Annotated in this window: 23 protein-coding genes and 1 tRNA gene; 1 reads left to right on the plus strand and 23 read right to left on the minus strand. The window is 38.0% G+C overall.

Features of this window, described 5'->3' with window-relative positions; translation table 11 throughout:
* Positions 1–54: 54 nt before the first annotated feature.
* Together ISALK_RS10555 and ISALK_RS10560 are read right to left on the minus strand one after the other, a co-directional pair.
* Entirely contained in the window at positions 55–486 is a 432-nt protein-coding gene (locus ISALK_RS10555; protein ID WP_160722056.1) for a hypothetical protein, read from the minus strand.
* A 77-nt stretch (positions 487–563) separates the two neighbouring features.
* Positions 564–1,823 carry an MFS transporter gene (locus ISALK_RS10560; protein ID WP_160722058.1) on the minus strand — a complete coding sequence of 420 codons (1,260 nt, stop codon included), beginning with the start codon at positions 1,821–1,823 and terminating at the stop codon, positions 564–566.
* Positions 1,824–2,052: 229 nt separating this feature from the next.
* Between ISALK_RS10560 and ISALK_RS10565 the strand changes: the two genes are divergently transcribed.
* Positions 2,053–2,439, plus strand: coding sequence for an FMN-binding protein (locus tag ISALK_RS10565; protein WP_160722060.1), 387 nt, complete (start codon positions 2,053–2,055; stop codon positions 2,437–2,439).
* Between the two features lie 131 nt (positions 2,440–2,570).
* Here ISALK_RS10565 and ISALK_RS10570 read toward each other — a convergent pair whose 3' ends face one another.
* From ISALK_RS10570 to ISALK_RS10670, 21 genes are all read right to left on the minus strand, one after another.
* The gene (locus ISALK_RS10570) at positions 2,571–2,744 is read right to left on the minus strand and encodes a hypothetical protein (protein ID WP_160722062.1); all 174 of its coding nucleotides are present in this window, start codon (positions 2,742–2,744) and stop codon (positions 2,571–2,573) included.
* Between the two features lie 100 nt (positions 2,745–2,844).
* A complete protein-coding gene (locus ISALK_RS10575) occupies positions 2,845–4,536 on the minus strand; it encodes a M23 family metallopeptidase (protein WP_160722064.1) in 1,692 nt (563 codons plus the stop codon).
* Positions 4,537–4,694: 158 nt separating this feature from the next.
* A tRNA-Sec gene (locus ISALK_RS10580) sits at positions 4,695–4,791 on the minus strand.
* Positions 4,792–4,854: 63 nt separating this feature from the next.
* Positions 4,855–6,759 (minus strand): selenocysteine-specific translation elongation factor, encoded by a 1,905-nt coding sequence (gene selB / locus ISALK_RS10585; RefSeq protein WP_160722066.1) that lies wholly within the window; start codon positions 6,757–6,759, stop codon positions 4,855–4,857.
* An 18-nt stretch (positions 6,760–6,777) separates the two neighbouring features.
* Complete coding sequence (gene selA / locus ISALK_RS10590) at positions 6,778–8,187, minus strand: L-seryl-tRNA(Sec) selenium transferase (RefSeq protein WP_160722068.1); 1,410 nt, start codon at positions 8,185–8,187, stop codon at positions 6,778–6,780.
* A gap of 16 nt (positions 8,188–8,203) precedes the next feature.
* A complete protein-coding gene (locus tag ISALK_RS10595; RefSeq protein ID WP_160722070.1) occupies positions 8,204–8,860 on the minus strand; it encodes a helix-hairpin-helix domain-containing protein in 657 nt (218 codons plus the stop codon).
* A gap of 251 nt (positions 8,861–9,111) precedes the next feature.
* Positions 9,112–9,990 (minus strand): L-serine ammonia-lyase, iron-sulfur-dependent, subunit alpha, encoded by an 879-nt coding sequence (gene sdaAA, locus ISALK_RS10600; RefSeq protein WP_160722072.1) that lies wholly within the window; start codon positions 9,988–9,990, stop codon positions 9,112–9,114.
* 20 nt (positions 9,991–10,010) lie between these two features.
* Positions 10,011–10,679, minus strand: a complete 669-nt coding sequence (sdaAB, locus tag ISALK_RS10605; RefSeq protein ID WP_160722074.1) for an L-serine ammonia-lyase, iron-sulfur-dependent subunit beta — start codon at positions 10,677–10,679, stop codon at positions 10,011–10,013.
* 59 nt (positions 10,680–10,738) lie between these two features.
* Positions 10,739–11,116 carry a RidA family protein gene (locus ISALK_RS10610; protein ID WP_160722076.1) on the minus strand — a complete coding sequence of 126 codons (378 nt, stop codon included), beginning with the start codon at positions 11,114–11,116 and terminating at the stop codon, positions 10,739–10,741.
* A gap of 17 nt (positions 11,117–11,133) precedes the next feature.
* Positions 11,134–11,778: a helix-turn-helix transcriptional regulator gene (locus ISALK_RS10615; RefSeq protein ID WP_160722078.1), complete on the minus strand. Its 645-nt coding sequence runs from the start codon at positions 11,776–11,778 to the stop codon at positions 11,134–11,136.
* Between the two features lie 37 nt (positions 11,779–11,815).
* Positions 11,816–12,187: a ribosome silencing factor gene (rsfS, locus tag ISALK_RS10620; RefSeq protein ID WP_160722080.1), complete on the minus strand. Its 372-nt coding sequence runs from the start codon at positions 12,185–12,187 to the stop codon at positions 11,816–11,818.
* 67 nt (positions 12,188–12,254) lie between these two features.
* Positions 12,255–12,842 (minus strand): bis(5'-nucleosyl)-tetraphosphatase (symmetrical) YqeK, encoded by a 588-nt coding sequence (gene yqeK / locus ISALK_RS10625; RefSeq protein WP_236660355.1) that lies wholly within the window; start codon positions 12,840–12,842, stop codon positions 12,255–12,257.
* Between the two features lie 14 nt (positions 12,843–12,856).
* Positions 12,857–13,462 carry a nicotinate-nucleotide adenylyltransferase gene (gene nadD, locus ISALK_RS10630; protein ID WP_160722082.1) on the minus strand — a complete coding sequence of 202 codons (606 nt, stop codon included), beginning with the start codon at positions 13,460–13,462 and terminating at the stop codon, positions 12,857–12,859.
* A gap of 31 nt (positions 13,463–13,493) precedes the next feature.
* A complete protein-coding gene (gene yhbY, locus ISALK_RS10635) occupies positions 13,494–13,790 on the minus strand; it encodes a ribosome assembly RNA-binding protein YhbY (RefSeq protein WP_160722084.1) in 297 nt (98 codons plus the stop codon).
* A gap of 12 nt (positions 13,791–13,802) precedes the next feature.
* Positions 13,803–15,086: a GTPase ObgE gene (gene obgE / locus ISALK_RS10640; protein ID WP_160722086.1), complete on the minus strand. Its 1,284-nt coding sequence runs from the start codon at positions 15,084–15,086 to the stop codon at positions 13,803–13,805.
* Between the two features lie 114 nt (positions 15,087–15,200).
* Positions 15,201–15,479, minus strand: a complete 279-nt coding sequence (rpmA, locus tag ISALK_RS10645; RefSeq protein ID WP_160722088.1) for a 50S ribosomal protein L27 — start codon at positions 15,477–15,479, stop codon at positions 15,201–15,203.
* A gap of 3 nt (positions 15,480–15,482) precedes the next feature.
* Complete coding sequence (locus ISALK_RS10650) at positions 15,483–15,812, minus strand: ribosomal-processing cysteine protease Prp (RefSeq protein ID WP_160722090.1); 330 nt, start codon at positions 15,810–15,812, stop codon at positions 15,483–15,485.
* A gap of 11 nt (positions 15,813–15,823) precedes the next feature.
* Positions 15,824–16,135 (minus strand): 50S ribosomal protein L21, encoded by a 312-nt coding sequence (gene rplU, locus ISALK_RS10655; RefSeq protein WP_160722092.1) that lies wholly within the window; start codon positions 16,133–16,135, stop codon positions 15,824–15,826.
* Positions 16,136–16,247: 112 nt separating this feature from the next.
* The gene (locus ISALK_RS10660) at positions 16,248–17,696 is read right to left on the minus strand and encodes an Rne/Rng family ribonuclease (RefSeq protein WP_160722094.1); all 1,449 of its coding nucleotides are present in this window, start codon (positions 17,694–17,696) and stop codon (positions 16,248–16,250) included.
* Positions 17,697–17,722: 26 nt separating this feature from the next.
* On the minus strand, positions 17,723–18,475 hold the full coding sequence (locus ISALK_RS10665; protein ID WP_160722096.1) for a TIGR03936 family radical SAM-associated protein: 753 nt from the start codon (positions 18,473–18,475) through the stop codon (positions 17,723–17,725).
* Positions 18,475–20,337 carry a TIGR03960 family B12-binding radical SAM protein gene (locus ISALK_RS10670; RefSeq protein WP_160722098.1) on the minus strand — a complete coding sequence of 621 codons (1,863 nt, stop codon included), beginning with the start codon at positions 20,335–20,337 and terminating at the stop codon, positions 18,475–18,477. Before ISALK_RS10670 ends, ISALK_RS10665 begins: the two co-directional genes overlap by 1 nt.
* Positions 20,338–20,412 lie beyond the last annotated feature (75 nt).

A 20,412-nucleotide genomic window follows, 5' to 3' on the forward strand; every position in this document is an offset into this window, starting at 1 on the left:
CTATACCCCGAATTCTACGGTAAATATAGAATTCGGGGTATTTCAAGTTTTTCATCATTCTTTATTGGTTTGCATTTGTTTTCGAACAATCTCATAGGGGGGTACAATCATTCCTTTGTAATTTTTCATTCTTCCGGTTAAATTTTGGATTTGTTCTGTGATATAAGGCCAGATATGAAAGTTCAGTTGATCCCTTAGTTCAGCATCGGAAAGCTCCAGCTCTTCCAAGCCTTGAAAATAAAGAAAAGAATTTAGCAATGCTGTAATCTCAAAATGTCCCTGAACAATAAAATTCACTTGGGTTATATATTTGATTTCCGTAGATTTGTTTTTATTACGCAGTATATTACTGCTGATACGAATGGTTTGTTGTAACTTTTTTTTCGTATCCTCCTCAGAAATCTCAGGTTTTTTCGAAGCATAAACCTCTTTTTTTAAAGAAACCTCTTCTAAAAATACACCTTTTACAACAATCTCATAATTCATTATTGGTCTCCTTTCTATTATACTACACATAGCTAATTTAGAATTTCATTGACTGTAAAAATATTTCAAATCCTATTTCAGCCTCCATATAACTGAGCTTTATACTTCCTTGTACCTGCGAAGAAAATTACAGAGATAATAAGTATTACTAAGGACAGCAGTATCCAGCTAGCTTGATAGTTGCCTCTAAGATCTGCTATATATCCAATAAGTGGCGGACCAATAACCACACCGGTACGGATAAAAACCAATATGATCCCGGTAGCTGTACCCACAAGTTTATCTTCCACCACATCTCCGATTGTTGTAAACACTAAGCCTGGAATTGCCAGTGAAAAAAAACCTAGTACAAAAGAGACTGCAAGAATGGGTACAAAACCCAAACTTCCGCTGAATACCACGCTCCCAATAATCAATAACATTACCGATGTTATAAGACCTAATAAAAACAGACCAAGACGCCGATTACTGTTTAAAAAGCGGTCATTCATATAACCCATGCTCGGCTGACCAGCAATTCCGCCCAACATAAAAGCACTTAAAGCGAATCCTGCATAACTTGGAGTTAAACCAATATCCGCGGTAAGAAACAACGTATAATGGATGGTCATATTTCCAATGGTAAAGCCAAAGGCTGCCCCCATAAAACAAATGAAAATTAATAAAGGGTTTGAACTAAGTTTCTTAAAATCTTTTTTAAAGGACCCGGGAAGTTCCTCTTGCCCTTGGTTGGTTTTGTTATCTTGCTTTTTTTTAGGTCTGTAACATTTTACCAAAACTAAAGCCATCAAAAATGCCACTGCGGCGGCTACTAACAACGCAACTCTCCAGCCAAAAATACCTCCTAAAAACGGAAGTAAACTCGCTCCCAGGATCCCTCCGATTCCACCCCCAGACTGCGCTATCCCAATGGATACAGCCCTTTTGTTAGGGGGAACCAGGTCCATTACTCCTTTGTTGATTGCAGGGGTAATGATGCTGAATCCAATCCCAGTCAAAAATGCCAACAGTAGCAACACTGAAAAAACAGGCATCAATGTATGTAAAAACATAAGAGTTGCAATAATTAAAGTTGCTCCAACTAAAGATTTTTTTGGTCCTATTTTATCAACGACTCTTCCGCTGACAATGGCAAGAAGGGTTCCGCTCAAGAAAAAAAATGTGGCGTAAAGTCCTGCTTGAGTTCCGGAAATTTGAAAGTCTGCACTGACTAGGGGAAGCATTGCTTTGAATCCTTGTACATTTATCCCTACCGCTATATATGCGGTTGACATAATTATTAAAGTTAATACATAACTCTCATTATTCTTTATGGAGGTCTTTGATGTATCATCCATTCGTAGCTCTCCTCTCAAGGTTCTATTGCTAGTATAACATACACTCAAAGACTCATCCAAATTCAATTTCTATATACCTTAAGGCTAAAGAACTTATACTCATTTCCTGCTAATAAAAAACTATTTATCCCATTATATTATCAACCGAATCAGAATAATTCATAATATATATTGAACTTCCTTCCAATTCGCGTTAGACTAAAGTCAATAATATTAAGGGGGAGATTTCATGAGCGGAGGGAGTCAAAGAAAACAGGGCATTACCGGTTTTGTTATTCTAGCTGTTCTAGCAATTATTGTTTTGAGTGCCAATCAATTTACCCAAGGGCTCGGCAATGAAGATATTGTTTACGAAGATCAAATCTTTGGTTCCGGACAGGGTTACAAAGGAGAGATCGTTCTTGAGCTTATCCTTGAGGGTGAAAACTTTAAAGGCATCAAAGCTATTGAGTTCCACGATACTTCCCAGGTTTTTAACGAAGTATTAACAACTATTGAAAAAGACCTTTTGAAGGGAATACCCCTTGAGGAAATTGAAGTTATTACCGGTGCCACCGCTACTTACTATGGAATTATCGAAGCCCTTGAAGAGGGATTTGCTCAGTTGAATAAATGATGTGTATAATCTTAATAATAATTTCTTTTCTATAAAAACCCTACAAGTTTACTTGTAGGGTTTTTATAGAAAAGGGGTTTGTTTTACTAAAACAGGTGCATCTGTAAACCTTCTATTTAACATGCCTTCAATTATAAAATATCATGATCTTCCACTAGTTCCAATATATATTCACTACAAGTTTCTTGGGTTGCTAAATTCACATGCTGCAACTCTAAAACTTCATCCGGTGAAAATCCACTCCAATATCCAGGAACTTGATGCATAAAACCGCATTCCGGGCACTTATAATAGGTCAGTTCCATAATAACCCCTCCCTTATTGACGAATTCATTGGAATATTCTCTATACTTAATTATAACATTTCTGTTGACGCTTTACAATTAAAGATTGCTCTAAATACCATCATCGATGTAGGTGGTAATGGTATTCTTTCGTAAAAGGTTTTCCAATAATAAAGTAACCGGGTTCTAGGGGTTTATCATAATAGGATACCGTAAAGTGTAAATGGGGTCCTGTTGAAAATCCGGTGGACCCAACGGTTCCTATTAGCTCTTCCTTCGCTACCATTTCTCCTTCTTCCACATGGATTTCATCTAAATGCATATAGGTGCTAAGGATTCCATGGCCATGGTCGATCACTATGGTGTTTCCCATTAAAATCATTCCCTTTGTAAATACTACTTCGCCATAATTTGTCGCAAGAATATCCGTTCCCTGAAGCGCGGCTATATCAATGCCATTATGCCTATAGGAAGTACGCTCCTCATTAACAAATCTTTTCTCCCCAAACTCAGTTGTAAGTCGCCCTTCCGTAGGCAAAACAAAAGTGTCTTCATAGTATTTATTATCACTGCTGCTTTCCCATATGGGATCAAAGTACTCCTCCCTTTCCTGATAAGCTTCTTGATTTCTTGTGCGATCTTCTACCGATGGATTGATGGATAAATGCTGGGTTTTATAATCACGAGGGTGAATTTCTATATCATAGGAATGTTTCTTATCACTATTGACATCCACCAATTCCAATGAATAGTTTCCGGGTTTCGTGTGATAGTTGGTTGCAATGATCGTTCTAAGCTTCTGATCATCCCTGTGCCATTGCAGATCATCGCCTAACTCTCCTTTAACGCGAATATCATCGGGGGTAGCTGCTCGATCCGCTTTAATTTCAATAATGTCATCCTGTTCTATGATCCTCTCGCTAATATCGAATGTGATCGGGAGGTTGATTTTAAGTTCAAAAGAAATTTCCGCTCTTGATGATGTTCCCTGCTCCCATATACTTTGTAATTGATATCGATAATTTCCATTTGTTTTGGGAATCGGCAGTAAATGATGTTCTAGATCACTTCCCTTCTCGATTTCTGTTTTTTCATTTGTTTCCAAGTTGAGAAGGGTATACATAATTTCATCAGGTTCTTTTTTATAATTTATCTTGGGTTGTTCCTTTTCATTTTGGAGATCAAAGAAATAAGATCCGTTTGCATCCGAAAAAAAATCAGTCTTCTCTGAGTTGTTCTCCAACCAACTCCCATCATACCGCTGGACTTTCCAATTAATAGCTGAAGTTTTTTCACGGAAAACCAAATTTTCATCTAGTTGAATATCCGGAAGGTAATTTGTTTGATAGTATGGATCAAAACCCTCGTGGGAAAAGAAAAATTCATGGTCCTGTACACGGTATAAGGTATCATTTATTATCAAGTATGCCTTCTTTTCCGTTGTTAAATATATTTCATAGTCTTCTTCTCTACCAAATCTATTGATTAATCGCAAAACAAAAGGTTCTACAGCAGTATCCTTCTGTTTTTCCAACTCCTCTATCTGGGAAAAATCATAATCTTCAATTTTATTTACTTCTTTGGTCTCAAGGTTTTGAAGTAAAATCCTCGCCTCTTCCTGGGATAATTGGTATTTTTTCGGATCTATCTCCACGATTTCATTTTCTACATACATATTTTCAGCCTTATATTCAATTTCTATAAAAGTTAAGGATTGTACTGTCATGTTATCGTATACGAAAAAGTAGAAAGCGCCCATAAGTATCGCCAGCAGAAAACTGCTGCCGAGAATAAATATTTTCTTACTCTTCATTTTTATCACCTTTTTAGATTATTTTCTCTTTCTTGTTATTATAAGCTTCCCTGCTAATACAGTCAAAAAGAAAGTTCCAATATCAGGAACAGTCTCCTCTGAAGTATTTTCCACAAAAAAAAGACTATAGAAAAACTATAGCCTTAAAATTTAAAGATTGGCGGGAGTACATAGGAATCGAACCTACCCAAGAGGCTACTAACCCCTCGTGCTGGTTTTGAAGACCAGAGGGCACACCAGTACCCATCTACTCCCTCTTTTTGAAGACTTAATCAGTATAACATGATTATTCTTGTAGAGCAATAGTTTTTCTTGCCACTATTTTTGTAAGATCCGCTGATCTCCGGATCTGAGAGTAACCCCTTCAGCATCATACTTTTCTAATAATGCCACAGCAATTTTACGGTTACTGCCTAGCATATCTCGGAAATCAGCAATTGAAATAGAGCCCTGAGCTTGTAAAAATTCAATCAGCATGGCTTTCGCTTTTTCATAATTGATTTTCGTAAGATAAATATCCTCCTGAACTTTTATAAGTTCCCGGGATATTAAAAGCTGAAAAACTTGCTGTACAGTGCTTTCCTTATATTCCTTTTTAAGTTCTGCCTCAATATCGGACTTCTTCAAAGGGTTAAAAGGCTCACGATTGAGCTTATCCAGTATCAGCTCCTTGATACGCTTTTGTTCTCCATCAAGGGATACTTCAAAGTCTTTTAAAGTAAGATATTGCTCTCTAATAGAAATTAAGCCTTCTTTCTCAAAGAATCGGTAGAGGTCATCAGTCAACTTTGTGCGGTAACTTTGCTCCAGTTTGTTTTTCAATTCTTCCTTTAACATTCCCGGTTGCAAAGGCTCTTGTTGATGGAACTCTTTTAGTTTCTTCAGGGTGTCGGTTTTAAGTCTTTCATAAAAGTTTCGATGAATATAACCGAATTTTCCTAAAGGTAAAATTTTGTTTTCTTCAATTAGTTTTTTCAAGCCGTTGATAACCCTTTGTTTTTCCTCCGATAGATTCACTGTCAAAAAATCGACATTCGGGATGCTGGAGCTGTGTTTTTCAATCATTTTTTCAAGGATAAAATCAAAGTCTCCCGACTCCTTTAGTTTAAGCTCCTCAAGAACATCATTGTCAAAGCGTTTGCGCTTATCGGGATAGGGGTCAATCACTAATAAACCACCAATGGTTTCCATCGGCGAGTAGAGTCTTACAATTATTTTATCCTTTTTCTTGATAGCTATTTTTTCCTCCAGGCGAAGCTGAACATAGACTTGATCCTCCGCTCCTGCCTCTTCCTTATCAAGAAGTATTATTCTCCCAACGGTTTCATTGGAGTCGTTATATACTTTGACCCTAGTACGGTTTTCAATGAGTCGTTGGTAGTTTTTTAATACCGTCAGCTTTCCGTCAATCATCATTGTGGTATCCATCGAACCTTTTTCAACAAGTACATTCCCTCTGCTAATATCTTCTTTTTTAACCTGAGAAATATTCAAAGCCACCCGTTGACCTGAAAAAGCTTCTTTAGCTTCCTGGCCATAAGTTTGGACGTTTCGAACACGAACTTCTTGATGTTGAGGAAGAAGTTCCAGGGTATCCTCGGGTCTCACATGTCCTTCCAATAAAGTTCCGGTGACAACGGTGCCAAAGCCTTTGATTGAAAAAACTCGATCAATCGGCAGACGCACAGCCCGCTGGTCTTTATCTTTTTCTATACTGAAGGCCAGTTGATCAATTTCCTCGATTAATTCCGGAATCCCCTCTTGACTAAGAGAATCCACTGCCAAAATCTTGGACTTTTCAAGAAAGGTTCCTTCAACCGCTTCTTTTATATCCTCTTTTACCAGTTCCAAAAAATCTTCTTCAACCATGGACTTTTTTGTAATAACGATCACTCCGACTTCCACATCAAGGAGAGACAAAATATCTAAATGCTCAATGGTTTGTGGCATAACGCCTTCATCAGCGGCCACAACAAACATAACTATGTCCATCCCCCCAACCCCGGCCAACATATGTTTTACAAACTTCTCGTGTCCTGGTACATCAATAATTCCTGCACGCTTTTGACTAGGCAAGTCGAAATAACTGAAACCTAATTCTATAGAAATACCCCTTTTCTTTTCTTCCTTTAACCGGTCAGTCTCTTTATTGGTTAGGGCTTTTATTAAGGTTGTTTTACCGTGATCTATATGACCGGCTGTTCCAATGATAATGTTTTCCAAAATAATCCTCTCCTTAAATTAATGCTTCTCTTTCACTATGCGTTGGATCGTTGTTGCAATGTAATCAAAGTCCCGTTCATTAATCGTTCGAGGGTCTAAAATCATCGCATCATTACTGACTCTTGGTATGATCGGAATAGAGGCTTCTCTTAAAGCTTTTTCCACCGAAGAAATCGGGGTTTTGTGAAACTCTATGATCACTACTTCTGTTTTCAATTGTTCCAAGGGTAAGGATCCTCCCCCGACCTGAGAATAATCCTCTCTTGTGGATAGGGTGAATAATCCTTCATTCTTTTTCCCTATTATTTGTTTTAATTTCTCCGCTTTTTCTACTAAACGTTCATAAGGCATCGTTATCATGGAAAGACCGGGAATTTTATTTACAACGGTTTCCTCCCGCAAATAATAAGATAGAATCATTTCCAAGGAAGAAACCGTCATCTTATCAATTCTAAAAGCTCTGGTAAGAGGATTTTTTTTCATTTTATCGATCCATTCCCTCTTTCCGATAATGATTCCGGCTTGTGGTCCCCCCAAAAGCTTATCTCCGCTAAAAGTAATGATATCAGCTCCCGCCTTAACACTTTCCTGTACCGTGGGTTCATGGGCAAGACCATATTTTTCAAGATCGATCAGCACACCACTTCCCAAGTCTTCAATCACCGGAAGACTCTTTCCTTTTCCAAAATCCACCAATTCTTTCAAAGGCACCTCTTTAGTAAAGCCCATAATTTTATAATTGCTGGTATGAACTTTTAACAGCGCGCCTGTTTCTTCTGTGACATTGGATTCATAATCTCTAAGGTGAGTCTTATTTGTTGTCCCCACATCCACTAAGGTTGCACCACTTTGTTCCATAACATCGGGAATCCGAAAAGCGCCCCCAATCTCTACCAATTCTCCACGGGAAACAATCACTTCTTTCCCTTTTGCTATACTACTGAGTGTTAATAATACAGCTGCCGCATTATTATTGACCACTAAAGCATCTTCTGCACCGGTTATGAATTTGATTTTTTCTACAAGATGACTGTAACGGCTCCCTCTTTTACCGGTGGATAAATCCAGTTCTAAGTTTGAATAATTTGATAAGACTTTCCAAACCTCCTCTTTCATTTCCTCTGAAAACAAGGCTCTACCCAGATTAGTGTGAAGCACGGTTCCCGTACCATTAATGACCTGTTTTAAGTTCATTTCAATAAATTGGCTCATTTCCTTCTCCAATTTAGTAATAATCTGTTCTTCACTTAAAGGATGCATTTGCCCTTTCTGATCCGCTAATACTTTTTTTCGGTACTCTTCAATAATCCTTCGCAAAAGGTGAGTCACCAATTCAACGGAGGATTTTCTAATAAAAATAAGGGTTTCTTCTTTTTGTAATAAACGGTCTACTGAAGGAATTTCTCTTAATAATTGATTTTTATTCATAGGATCACCTCTTAAATTACTTTGTTATTTGTTCTTTCATATTTTCAAAGGTTATATTTCCGATTCCGGAGACTTTTTTTATATCTTCAATAGACTGAAAAGCACCATTAGTTGTACGATAATCTATTATTCTCTGAGCATAAACCTCACCTATACCGGATAGCTTCATTAACTCTTCCTGAGTTGCGGTATTGATATTTACTAAGGCTTCCCCAGAATGACCTTCTTGAATTTCTTGGTTATTCTCTGAGAAAGATTCCATTCCAGGCTCCCACACCTCACCAATCAACGGAATATAAATAAAAGCTTCATCATAGATTTTTTTAGCTAAATTGACTTTGCTGCGATCGGCTCCTTCCAATAGACCTCCAGCTATTTTAACTGCATCATCGTAACGACTGTTATCCTGTAAATAGTATAATCCGGGATTTTTTACAGCGCCTTCAATATGTATTGCTATCTTTTCCGTTTTATTGTCATACTCGGACTTATCCTCATTTTCTATCCCTTTAACCACCGGTGGATCCGAAAAAACTTCATCCTCTTCATTAATCAGTACATGCCTGTGGTTCTGGTGATTTTGTTCCTTTCTATAACTTAAGATTGAAACAATTGCTAAAATCATCAAAACCAGCAAAATGACAACAACTTTCTGTTCCTTTGTAAAAGTCATTCCTATACCCCTCTCCAATAGTAAGATTATTAAACCTTATTGACAGGATTAGTCCGGTTAGCATTAGGCTATACATTAGTACTTTAACTACTATTATATACGGTTTCCTCTGTTCAGAAAAGACTTTTCCTTGCAAACTTTTTATCAACTGAGCTGTTAGAATTTATCGGAGATTGTTTTACCAAATTTGATGCCAAAATTCAAAGGAGACAATCCCCTAATGAATTGTCTCCCTGTGTTGTTACAAAACCTTACTTGCTTTGAATCTCTTTTTTAATTCGCCGGCCGGTTTCCGTATCCGCCAACCCTCCTAAAGCAGTTTCTTTTAATTCAAAGGGAAGAGCTCTTCCGATTTTATACATTGCCCCCACCACTTCATCAAAGGGTATTATACTTTCCACGCCACACAGAGCCATTTCTGAAGAGATTAGTGCATTAGAAGCACCGATAGCATTCCGTTTCTCACAAGGGGCCTCCACAAGGCCTGCAATGGGATCACAAACCAAACCTAAAATATTTTTTAGACTGGTGGATGCTGCATGGAAAGACTGCTCAACCGTTCCGCCCATCATCTCTACAATAGCTCCTGCTGCCATAGCTGCTGCTGTTCCCGTCTCAGCTTGACATCCACCTTCAGCCCCTGCCACCGTTGCATTTTTACTGACCACCAGTCCAATTGCGCTGGCGCTTATCATTGCATTGATGATAGCTGTATCCGGTAAATCATACTCCTCTTGTAATGCGATTAATGTCCCGGGAATAATACCGCTTGAACCTGCAGTTGGAGCGGCAACAATTTTACCCATGGAAGCATTAACTTCAAGTACCCCCATAGAATAGGCAATGGCTTTTTTCATCATAGGTCCGCAAATGGAGCCACCTTTAATGCTTTCATTCTGATAAACCTTTTTCGCATCGCCACCGATAAGACCGCTGATCGAAGTTATATCCTCCGTAATACTATCTGCAATCGCCTTTTTCATAATTTCCAGGCTTATGGCCATATGGGCTCGTATTTCCTCTTCTGTAGTATCTAGCAGCGCTATCTCTCGCTCAATCATCAACTCATATATCTTTTTATTCTCATTATGACACAGTTCAATAATTTCTTTTCCACTGTTAAAACTCAATGTACATTCCCCCCTTCCCATTATTTTAAGTTGATACTATAGGTGTTAACTACTCCGTCCAGGCTTCTTATTTCATCCATGGTTAGCTGATCCACCACATTATCGGATTCGATAATCATAAAAGCTTCTTTCCCACGATTGTGACGGTAGACCTTCATAAAAGCAATGTTGATTTCATGTTTTGCAAGGGCTGCCGTTACCTTCGTTACAATTCCCGGTCGGTCCATATGAGGAACCACTAAAGTAAAATACTCTCCGGTGAATTCGAGATCCAATCCGTTGATTCTTGTTATAACGATATTGCCGCCTCCTATGGAAGAGCCCATGACTTCCACTATTTCACCACTACTCTTTTGAATTTCTATTTTCACCGTATTACTGTGTACATCCCCCAAATCCGCTTTAAGAAACTCAAACTTAATCCCTAAAGCTTTAGCGATGGCAAAGGATTCTACAATTCGTTCATCATCGGGGTCAAAACCTAAAATACCCCCAACCAATGCACGATCCGTTCCGTGCCCTTTATAAGTTTGACTGAAGGAACCATGAAGCAAGAATCGAACATGGGAAATATCTCCTTTACACATTTTGTTGCCCACTTTACCAATCCGACAAGCTCCGGCTGTGTGAGAGCTGGAAGGTCCGATCATATTAGGCCCTAGTACATCAAACATACTTAATTCACTCACATTCATCCCTCCTGTTCTTTAAAAAAGATGGTTTCCCAACCATCTTTTTTGTAACACCTTTATTTGCATGCAATGGCGTCAATTTCCACCTTAACATCCTTAGGAAGTCGTGCCACCTCTACACAAGCTCTAGCGGGCTTATCATCTTTGAAAAATTCTCCGTAAACTTCATTAATCAAAGCAAATTCATTCATATCCTTAATGAAAACCGTAGTTTTCACCACATCACTAAGACTGTATCCTGCTTCTTCTAAAATTGCTGTAAGATTTTCAAGTGACTGATGGGTCTGTTCCTGTACATCTTCGGAGACAAGTTCCATGGTTTCCGCCTCAAAAGGAATTTGTCCGGAGATGAACAGCATTCCATTCATCTCTACTCCCTGGGAATAGGCTCCGATTGCCGCAGGAGCATTTTTCGTGTTAATTAGTTTTTTCATATACATTCTCCTCTCAATTATCCATTTATTCTAATTTCATCTAGATAATTATATATTGTATATCTAGATACACATAAAATTTTAGCTACATAATCAATCGCTCCTTTTATTAAAAAGGCTCCTTGATCATCAAGTTTTTTAACTATTTTGACTTTTTCATCTTTATTCATATAAGCTACCGGCCGCCCAAAGGCTTCCAGGGTATCGGAAACTATATTTACAAGAATATCATTCACATTGTTATTTTCAAAGTCTCCAAGCTTTGTTTCGCCTTCTATATCGGTTTTAACCAGTTCTTCCAGTGACTTTTGAGCAACAATGAACTCCGAAACGTTGATATTAATACATAGACACCCGATAATTTCGTCATTCTCATCCCTAATAAACATCGTAGAGGACTTTAATACTTTGCCGTCGGAGCTTTTATTTTTATAATTTAAAATATTGTCCGCCTTTTTACCTCTTCGGATCGCTTGAATGCCTACGTCTAACATCGGGCTTCCCACACTTCGCCCGGTTACGTGACCATTATAAATAGCTATAATAGATTTGTTAGAGTTTTTAATTTCATGAAGCACCACTTCACAGTTCTTGCCAAAGGTTTTACCGATTCCTTCAATTAAAGGAATCATTCTTACTAAGACTGGGTGGACATTTTTCATGGACGATCGCTCCTATTCTTGAAAATTTACTGTCTTTTTACAAGGGGGTATCAGGCTTTCCCTCGGTTACAGAAATAATTTTTGCATCTTGCCATATTTTTTCAAGATCATAGAATTCTCGAGTTTCTTTTTCAAAAATATGAACGACAATATCTCCATAATCCAATAAAATCCATTTCCCGGTCTGATACCCTTCTTTATTTCGAAGGAATATCCCATCTTCCTCTAGTTGTTCTATAATTTCATCGGCAAGCACCTTCGTTTGACGCAGGGATTCTCCATTCGTTAATACAAAATAATCCGCTATCGTAGATACGGATTCTAAATCAATCACGGACGTATCTTCTCCTATTTTATCATCAATCACTTCTAAAATTCTTTTGACTAGTTTTTTAGGACTTTCAGCCATGTTTTTCCTCCTTTGTATTGTAGACTCATACCTTTATTCATATACACCTAGAGCGTTTCCATTTCTTTTACTTTTTAGCCAAATCTTTTAATCGTTGATTTCTTGCTTTAACAGTATTGCAGTGTATGACTTTGTCCGTAGCAAGTAAAAATCTAATTGTGTTGTTAAATCCTTGTAATAACCCTTTATCTAAATCTTCATAAGCCAGCTTTCTCAGTGCCTCTACCCCGGGATAGTTCCGGTTTTCTTCAATAAAATCTGATAAATATATGATTTTTTCAAGCGGCTCCATATGGAGCCTTCCTGTGGTATGATATCTTATAGCTTGTAGTATTTCTTCATCGTGAATTCCAAATTCCGTCTTTGCCATATGGGCTCCCACTACCCCGTGAAGGAGCTCATAGGTCTCATATAAACTTTGATCCACTTCCAACTTATGAACTTCAATATATTTTTTTAGCTCATGCTCTGTTAAATCTTTTGCATAATCGTGAAGCAAGGCCGCCAATCGTGCTTTATCCACTGATATGCCGTAATGCTCAGCCAAATCGCAAGCAGCTTTCACTACTCCAAGGGTATGTTGATATCTTCCGTAGGGTTGCCGCTTCTTTAGGCGGCTTTTTATTCTTTCAATCATATGATCATCTTGTCTCAATTTATTACCTCCCTTTACTTATAGAGCCCCCGAGTGTAAATGTATTTATCGACTTCACTGGGAACTAAATACCGAAGACTTTTCCCACTTTTAACTAACTTTCGAAGGGAGGTGGCTGAAATATTTAAGGTCTTGGCATAAATTGTTTGTATATTGCAAGGATATTGCTCCTGATAGTGCTTAATCTTTTCCTCTACTTTACTGGTCTTGTAATAGCTTCTGGATAGTACAATTAATTCTACTATGGATAAAAACTCCTCTAAATCCCGCCAACTGTCCATATCCAGAAAAGCATCCGCACCAAGAATGAAGGAAAAAACCGTACCTTTAGGGTATTGTTTTTGCAACTCTTTTATCGTCAAAATCGTATACGTAATCCCCGATTCATAAATCTCATAGTCGCACGCAGTGAAGTTTTGATTATCGTCCACGGCAAGTTTCACCATATTTAGACGATCTATTGCAGGGGATAAATCCTTCGTTTTTTTGTGGGGGGGATTGCCGGAGGGAATAAATAAAATCTCTTCCAAATGATGTTCCTCCAGGGCAATTTGTGCAATGCGCAAATGACCAAAATGTATAGGATCAAAGCTCCCTCCGATGACGCCGACTTTCTTCATTACCTCACCCTCTTATAGCAAATTTCGTTCCCTAGGCTTTCGGAAGCTTTATTTTTTTATTCTCCTCTGATTCCTTATAAATCACAAACTTTTTCCCTATGGCCTGAACAAACTCCGCTTCAGTTTTTTCAGCTACTTCTGAAGCTGCTTCTTTTGTGTCCAGATCCGAATTGTCCAGAACAGTAATCTTTACTAATTCTCTTGCCTCTAAAGCATTCTTAAGTTGTTCAATAAAGTTTTCATTAATCCCTGCTTTTCCGATTTGAAAAATCGAATCTATATCATGGGCTAATTTTTTTAGATAGCTGCGTTGTTTTCCTTTTAACATCCAATACCTCCTCTACTCAGTAAACTCAAACTCAATATCATATATCTTCACCGTGTCCCCTTCGTTAATTCCTAAGTCCCGAAGTTTTTGAATAACCCCTTTATCCTTCAGGAATTTTTGAAAGTAATTTGTAGACTCTGTGTCTTCGAAATTTACAGATTCAATCAATCGCTCGATCTTCTTTCCTTCAACTATATATACCCCGTTTTCCTGGTATACTTTAATAGTATCCTCTTTACTAACTTCATGCTGGTAGAGTTTAATTTCATCTTGAGGCTTTACCATCGGTTCTTCGGTTTCGATCTGTTGAAGTTCTAGTATGACCTCATCCAGGAATTTTTCAATGCCCTGATGGGCAATGGCCGAGACTTCCAAGTATTTCATGCCCTTTTCTTCAGTCAATTCCCTGACTTTTTCACTGGTTTCACGGTCTTGTAATAAATCCGCCTTATTACCGACTGCAATTCGGCATTTATTAATTAAAGACTCGTCATATTTATTCAGTTCCCTGTTGATCTTTTCAAAATCATCCCCGGGATCCCTACGTTCCGAACCGGAAATATCCAATATATGAACCAAAAGCTTCGTTCTTGCTGTATGCTTTAAGAACTCATGCCCAAGACCTACTCCTTCATGGGCTCCTTCAATTAGCCCGGGAATATCCGCTAGGACAAAGCTATCGACACCTTTATAATCCACGATGCCTATGTTGGGATGAATCGTAGTAAAGTGATAATTCCCAATTTTAGGTTTCGCACTGGTAACTACGGATAGAAGTGTTGATTTTCCAACATTGGGGAATCCAATCAACCCAACATCCGCAACTACTTTCATTTCCAGTTCCAGCTCCAGTTCTTCCGTTCTTTCTCCCGGGGTGGCGAATTTCGGAGCTCTACGGGTAGAGGTTTTAAAGCGGGTATTGCCCCGGCCGCCTCCACCACCTTTTTGTATTAAGGCTCGATCTTCTTTATCAACCAAATCAGCCAAAATTTCTCCGGTATTTTTGTTCTTTATCGTAGTACCTGGAGGCACTTTAATGTACAGGGCCTCACCATCTTTCCCTTTTCGATTGGCTTTAGCGCCATTGGCACCATTTTCCGCCCGGTAGTGCTTTTTATATCGGAAATCTACCAGGGTTCGAATGCCTTCATCAACTTCGAAGTAAACATCCCCGCCTACGCCACCATCTCCACCGGCAGGCCCTCCCGACGGTTCATACTTTTCCCTTCGAAAAGCCACAATGCCGTCGCCGCCATTCCCTGCTTTGATTTTAATATCAACTTTATCGATAAACATTTTATCACCCTCATTTATATGGTATATACCACTTTTCTTTCCTACTAACCCAAATTTTTGAACTGTTAAAAAAAAACCGCCATCAATGGCGGTTTAGATAGCTTTTCTTAAGTATTAGTTTGGATAGATACTAACTTGTTTCTTGTTTTTACCAACTCGTTCAAACTTCACGGAACCATCAATCGTTGCAAAAAGGGTATCATCCCCACCTCGTTTGACATTATGTCCAGGGTGGAATTTTGTACCTCTTTGTCGCACTAAAATGTTTCCAGCTAGAACCGTTTGTCCATCACCTTTTTTTACTCCCAGTCGCTTCGAAATACTGTCACGACCATTCTTAGTACTTCCTACACCTTTCTTACTAGCAAATAGTTGTAAGTTCATTTTAATCATTTTTTACACCTCCAGTTCGTTGATTTCCATAAATTCAGAATAACTATGTTGGACGCTTTTCATTCCTAAATACATGGTATTTACGATAATATCCACTTCTCTTGCCTTTGTTGCCGAAAGATTTGAGGGAATCTCACAGGTCAGAAAACCTGTTTCAATCCTGTAATTTATGTCTATGTTCGCCACTTCTATCAGACCTATAATGCAGGTTTGTCCTAATACGGAAATAGCGGAACAAACAATATCTTCACCATATTTTGCGGCATTGGCATGTCCAGTAATCTCAAAATAGTAAATCCGTTCATTGTTTTTTTTAATCTTTACTTTAACCATAAGCAGCGATATTATCCGTTAATCTTTTCAATTAACAGCTTTGTATATGGCTGTCGGTGTCCCTGCTTCTTTCTGTAAGCTTTTTTCGGCTTATATTTGAAAACCGTAATTTTTTTAGACTTTCCCTGCTTTTCTACCTTTGCATCAACTGTAACTCCGTCCAGAATTGGAGTACCAAAGGTAAAGCTTCCCTCTTTAGAAATTCCAAGAACTCGGTCTAGAGTTACCGTTTCTCCTTCGTTGACCTCTAACTTTTCAACGAATACAGAATCGCCCTCTGCTACTTTGTATTGTTTTCCACCAGTCTCGATAATTGCGTACATCTATCAAGCACCTCCTCTTTTCAAACTCGCCAAATATAGGCAACATTTATGTTTTAAACCTTATTTGCGCGGCTACTACGAATATAGATAATATCATATTTATGCCCTTAAGTCAATGCGTATTCCTATGAATTTCAAAATCTCCAAAGGCCAGATTTTCATCCCCTTTAAAATAGATGGTAATTTGATAATAAGCTTCCATTTTTTTAATGCGTTCCGGTTTTCTTCTTAACTTTTTATTTAAATCAGGGTGAACTTTAAAGAAAAATTCTTTACAGGATGTATGTTCAATTTTTCTTAAAACCTCTTTCTCAACTTTCAATAAAAAGAAATCCAAGGACATTCTTCTCCCCGTACCTTCACAATGATCACAACCACTATATAAGTACTTCTCTAAGGTTTTGCTCTCTCTCTTCCTGGTAAGCTCTAATAGTCCCAGGTTTGTCACTCCTAATACTTTGGTTTTTGTTTTGTCATGATGTAGATACTTTTCAAAAGTATCGATCAATTCTTTATAATGGCTTCCACTTTTCATATCGATGAAATCGATAATAATAATACCGCTAATGTCTCGGAGCTTCAACTGTTTTGCAATTTCTTTAGAGGCTTCCAAGTTGAGTTGAAAAATCGTCTCTTCGAACTCGCGTTTACCGGTATATTTACCGGTATTAACATCTATTGCCGTCAATGCTTCTGTATGATCAATTACTATATATCCCCCACTCTTTAACCAAACTCTGGGTTTGTAAATTTGTTCAAGTTGTGAAATAATATTAAATTTCAAAAACATTGGCACCTTATCTTGATAATGCTTCATACGATTTAATAGATCCGGATTTAACTTTTTCATCAATGAGATGCTTTTGTCGTATTCTTCTTTCAAGTTAATGTACAGTGTTTTAACATCATCGGTAAAATAATCCCTTAATACCTTATGGGCAATTCCCCATTCTTCAAAAATTAATTTCGGAGGGTACTCATAGGATCCGACACGTTTAACGTCTTCCCACATTTTAATCAGATACTCAATTTCCTCTGCAAAATCCTTCCCGGAATAATCCTTAGCGGCGGTTCTGACAATCAGTCCATAGTCTTCCGAAAGGTATTTTTTCACCTCACTCTTTAATCTTTTTCTTATCTCCTGATTTCGAATACTTCTTGAGATGCCAATCCCCTGCTCAAAGGGCAACAACACAATATTTCGTCCAGGAAGTCCTACTTTTCGGGTAATTTTAGCACCTTTATCTCCAATTTCTTCCTTTATTACCTGTACAATAATTCCTTGCCCCTTATTCAAAAGCTTTTCTATCGTCTGCCCTTTGTTTTCCTCTTCTGAAATAAGAGCATCTTTAATATGAAGGTAGGCATTTTTCTCCCGGCCGATATCTACAAAAGCCGCCTGCATTCCCGGCAAAATATCCACAACTTTTCCTAAATAAACATTATTTAAAATCCTTGCAGAATCTTTTTTTTCCACATAGTATTGAGTAAGAGCTTGGTTTTCATCGAGTATTGCAATCCGAACTTCTTCAAATTCAACGTCTACTAAAATTGTCTCCATAAAAACCCTCACTTCCTCAGTACTCGTTATACGGCATCAATAAGATTTTTCATTGCTCCGTTTACCTCTTGATATAGATCTTTTCTTGTAATTTCTACTGATGTAATTTCTATGGGGTTTTCTTTCTCCCGGTTTTGTTCTTGATTTTTCAAATATTTTTCGAATAGCTTAATAAGATCCTCCGGTTTTAAATTTCCTTTAGATCCAGTGGTTAACAGAGTATATAATGACCATTTTTCTCCCCGGACACTCTCTAATGTTAATTCTTTTATCAAAGGTCGCACATCCACTTCTTTATACTCTTGGTGCCGTTGCCGACGTTTTTTCTTTTTCTTCCGAGTAATCATAATTCTTTCTTCTTCCAAAAATCCGGCAACCCATTGTTCAAATAGCTCTCTGTCCCAATTCTCGTCGATAAATTCTACAGCAATAAGATAATCGGAATACTCGACCATAGACATTAAAGAGTCTTCTTTAGAATCAATATATTTACCATCTAATATTTTGATACCCCTCGGCATATGCTGATTAACACTTTGTTGAAATTCTGTAAAAGACATCTCCTCATTCAACTTAAGATCAAAGTACTCTCCGTAACTTTCAACCCCAAGGCTGAGAGCCGTGGCAAAGGAAATGATCGGATGAGGATTAAATCCCTGGGTATAGGCAATATTAATTCCTGCTCTTCTTAAAACTCGATGAAAAAGTCTGACAAGATCTAGGTGTGAAATATATTTCATGTCTCCGGTTTTTGAAAATTTCCCCCTTAACATGGCCATTAACATACACCTCCCCGGGATGTAAATTTTTGATTAATTCCACATGCGGAACAATTTAACCGACAGTCCGGGGTTACCTCTTCGATTTTCGCCTTATTATTCTCTTGCATTAAATAAGACTTGTTCACGCCGATATCAAAATGGTCCCAAGGCAAAATTTCATCATAACTTCTTTTTCTATGACTATAGAAATCCAAAGATGAGTCCTCCTCTTCAAAGGCCTTAACCCATTTTTGATAATCGAAATGATCTCCCCAACCATCGAATTTGCAGCCTAAACTATAGGCTTTATAAAGCACTTTTGACAATCTTCTATCTCCCCTGGCAAAAGCCCCTTCTACCACACTGGTTTTACCATCATGGTAATTATAGTTTATGCTACGGTGGGTGAGACTTTCTTTTAATATCGATTGTCGTCGGTGAATCTCCTCTAAGGAAATTTGTTCTTCCCATTGAAAAGGAGTAAAAGCCTTTGGTACAAAAGTGGAAGTGCTTACAGTAATTTTTAAACCTCCCGCCCTCTTCTCCTTCGGAAGGCTATGATACTGATTAAGAACTTTATAAACCAATTCTTTAATCCCCAATATATCTTCATCGGTTTCTGTAGGCAGTCCGATCATAAAGTACAATTTTATATTATTATAGCCCATTTCAAAAGCTTCTTTTGCCGAGTTTAAAAGATCTTCTTCTCTGATATTTTTATTGATCACATCTCGAAGTCGCTGGGTTCCGGCTTCGGGCGCAAAGGTTAAACCGGTTTTTCGCACCTTTTGAATTTCTTCTATAAGTTCCTTTGAAAAATTATCCAGTCTAAGGGAGGGAAGGGATACACCGATATGATCCTTTTGGTTGATCTCAATCAGGTGGTGGATCAATGCTTCAATTTCTGTATAATCACTGGAACTTAAAGAAGCTAATGAAATTTCTTCATAACCCGTGTTTTGCAGTAAATCATGGGCCATGGTTTGAAGTTTTTCTAAACTCCGCTCCCGAACCGGACGATAGATCATTCCCGCTTGACAAAAACGACAACCCCGGATGCATCCTCGAAAGATCTCTAGCACCACACGGTTATGAACGGTATCTATATAAGGCACCAATATTTTATCAGGATAATAGGCTTTATCAAGGTCTTCAATAATTCTCTTTTTTAACCCCTGCTCACCACCACTTTTTTCAGTTGATCGAACTTCTTTAATCCTGCCATCGGCATGGTAGTCCACTGCAAAATGACTGGGCACATAAATTCCTTCTATTTCTGAAGCGGCTAATAAAAAGTCCGCCTTTTGATAGTTTGGCTTCTGTTTGATTTTTTTATAAAGATTAATCACTTCAAGAATGATTTCTTCCCCTTCTCCCAATACAATAATGTCCGCAAAATCTGCTATGGGCTCAGGGTTGTAGCTGCATGGGCCTCCAAGAATTATAATAGGATCCTCTTCCTCTCTATCCTTCTGAAACAAAGGGATCTCTCCCATATCTAAGATGTTTAAAATATTGGTATAGCTTAGTTCGTACTGCAGAGTGAAACCGATAAAGTCAAAGGCCTTCAATGGTGTCTTTGTCTCCAATGCAAATAGGGGGCGTTCTTCCCTTCGGAGTAAGTTTTCCATGTCTGTATTCGGTGAAAACACCCGCTCGCAGAAAATATCCTGCTGCTCATTCAAGAGATGATAGAGAATCTGCATACCTAAATGGCTCATACCGATTTCATACGTATCCGGAAAAGCAAAAGCAAAACGAACCATATCCTCGTTGATTTCCTTGTGGGCGGAGTTCATTTCGTTTCCTAAATATCTTGCAGGTTTTTCAACTTTCATCAATAAATCATCGATTTTTACTTCTTTTATTTGATCACTCATAATTCCACTCCTAAACGTAATATTCTATTTACGTTAAATTTAATGTTTTAAATTTTTTTGACTCTTAAGTCTATC

Source organism: Isachenkonia alkalipeptolytica (assembly GCF_009910325.1).
Taxonomy (GTDB): Bacteria; Bacillota; Clostridia; order Peptostreptococcales; family T1SED10-28; genus Isachenkonia; species Isachenkonia alkalipeptolytica.